General features: G+C 75.3%; 2 protein-coding genes. Both read right to left on the bottom strand.

Features of this window, described 5'->3' with window-relative positions; translation table 11 throughout:
- Positions 1–233 (bottom strand): shikimate kinase (locus AB0J68_RS32120; RefSeq protein ID WP_363942632.1); only part of this gene is annotated, 233 nt, incomplete at its 3' end.
- Positions 233–1,411, bottom strand: coding sequence for a chorismate synthase (gene aroC / locus AB0J68_RS32115; protein ID WP_354863178.1), 1,179 nt, complete (start codon positions 1,409–1,411; stop codon positions 233–235). The genes aroC and AB0J68_RS32120, both read right to left, overlap by 1 nt.
- Positions 1,412–1,496: the final 85 nt, after the last annotated feature.

Genomic DNA, 1,496 nt, shown 5'->3' with positions numbered 1-1,496 from the left:
CCCCCCCCCCCCCGGGGGGGGGGGGCCCCCCCCGCCGCCACGGCGGCCCGCTCCAGGGCCCGGAAGTGGTCCTCACCCTCGTCGATGAAGATCTCCGGGATGCTCTTGCCGGCCAGCTGCTCGATGTCGGCGTCGGTGTCCCGGAACTCCACGCCGAGGGTGGCGGCGAGCGCCTGCCCCACGGTGGTCTTACCGCAGCCGGGCGCCCCGACCAGGACCACGAGCGGCGCCATCAGCGGATGACCAACGCGTCGAGGTAGCCGGCCAGGTTGCGGCGGATCTCGGCGACCGAGTCACCGCCGAACTTCTCGGTGGCCGCCTCCGCCAGCACGAGCGCCACCATCGCCTCGGCGACGACCGCGGCGGCGGGCACCGCGCAGACGTCGGAGCGCTGGTTGATGGCGGTCGCCGGCTCGCCCGTGACGACATCCACGGTGGCCAGCGCACGGTTCAGCGAGGAGATCGGCTTCATGGCGGCGCGCACCCGCAGCGGCTCGCCGGTGGTGATGCCGCCCTCCAGCCCGCCGGCCCGGTCGGTGACGCGGCGGACGCCGGTGGCCGACGGGATGATCTCGTCGTGCGCCTCGGAGCCGCGGGAGCGGGCCTGCTGCCACCCGTCGCCGATCTCCACCCCCTTGATCGCCTGGATCGACATCAGCGCCGTGGCCAACCGGGCGTCGAGTTTGCGGTCCCACTGCACGTGACTGCCCAGGCCCGGCGGCACCCCGTACGCCAGCACCTCCACCACGCCGCCGAGGGTGTCGGCGGCCTTCTTCGCGGCGTCCACCTCGGCGACCATCAGGGCGCTGGCCTCCGGGTCGAGGCAGCGCAGCGGGTCGGCGTCGATGCGGTCGGCGTCGGACGGGGTCGGGCGCAGCCCGGGCTTCGCGGCCACCGGCCCCAGCTCGACGACGTGCGAAACGATCTCGATGCCCAGGGCCTGCCGGATCAGCGCCTTGGCGACGGCGCCGACGGCCACCCGCGCGGCGGTCTCCCGGGCGCTGGCGCGCTCCAGGATCGGCCGGGCGTCGTGGTGGCCGTACTTCTGCATGCCGGCCAGGTCGGCGTGGCCGGGCCGGGGGCGGGTCAGCGGCGCGTTGCGGGCCTGCCGGGCCAGCTCGTCGGGGTCGACGGGATCGGCGGCCATCACCGTGCGCCACTTCGGCCACTCGGAGTTGCCCACCCGGATCGCCACCGGGCTGCCCAGGGTCACGCCGTGCCGCAGCCCGCCGATCACCTCGACCTCGTCCTGCTCGAACGACATCCGGGCACCACGGCCGTAGCCCAGCCGACGGCGGGCAAGCTCGCCCGCGATCTCGGTGGTGCTCACCTCGATGCCGGCCGGCACCCCCTCCATCAGCGCGACGAGGGCGGGACCGTGCGATTCACCTGCAGTCAGCCAGCGCAACACAGCGGTCAGTCTGTCACGGCGCGCGACGGGCGCGTCGCGCTGCCCGCCTCGTCCCGCCCTGCGGACGGCCGGGACCGTCCGCAGG

Source organism: Micromonospora sp. NPDC049580, from assembly GCF_040675595.1.
Lineage (GTDB): Bacteria > Actinomycetota > Actinomycetes > Mycobacteriales > Micromonosporaceae > Micromonospora.
Note: the sequence above shows the minus strand (reverse complement) of the source record. Positions and strands in the feature narration are given on the sequence as shown.